The organism is Candidatus Symbiopectobacterium sp. NZEC135 (assembly GCF_025962695.1).
In genome coordinates this window covers 1-701 of the sequence record NZ_JAGFPF010001125.1, presented here as the reverse complement: position 1 = coordinate 701, position 701 = coordinate 1, and the positions used below count along the sequence as shown (strand labels likewise).

Here is a 701-nt window from a genome sequence, read left to right as displayed (position 1 = left end):
TGGAGCCGCTGCTGCGCGCCGCCATGGCAGCGCAATTGCAAGGTGAGCACTGGATTGATCTGCAAGGCCGCCATGGGCAGAGCCTGCGTACCGCGCTGGAATGGCTGAAACCCTATGCCGACGGTGAAAAAACGCACCAAGAATTCGCCAATACCAAGGTGCGTTTCGACATTGAGCGTCGCGCAGCTGGCGTTAAAGGGTTCGATGGACAGTGGCAACCCAGCAATGCCGCGAATGTCTATTGGTCTGCCAGCGTGTTGGATCTCCGCTATCTGGAGACGGCACGGCAGCTCAACAAGACGCCAGCGCGCTGGCTGTGGGCCATTACGCCCTGCCAGTGATGCAAGCCTACGATCGTTGCAGTGCTCGCCATACCCGTTCCGGTGTGGCGGGCAACTCAAGCAAAACGTGGGGCTGCGCGTCATCCCGGCGCGCCACCGCATCCTGCAATGCACACCAGACAGCAATACCCAGCATAAACGGCGGCTCACCCACCGCCTTGGAACGAAACACCGTGTCTACCGCGTTATCCGTGTGCGGCAACAGTTGCACGCGAAAGTCATGCGGAATATCCGCCACGGTCGGGATCTTGTAGGTGGCACCGGTATCGGTCAGCAAACGCCCCTGAGCGTTCCACACCAGTTCCTCGGTGGTAACCCACCCCATTCCCTGTACAAACCCGCCCTCTACCTGTCCGATAT

The 701-nt window shown here is 59.9% G+C and carries 1 protein-coding gene and 1 pseudogene; one reads left to right on the top strand and one right to left on the bottom strand.

From position 1 onward, the window contains the following. Window positions 1-341, top strand: a pseudogene (locus J5224_RS32850) (alginate lyase family protein); the annotation flags it as partial. Between the two features lie 7 nt (window positions 342-348). Here the strand turns inward: J5224_RS32850 and J5224_RS32845 are convergent. Then, window positions 349-701: molybdopterin cofactor-binding domain-containing protein (locus J5224_RS32845; RefSeq protein WP_264629102.1), on the bottom strand; the 353-nt coding region annotated here is incomplete at its 5' end.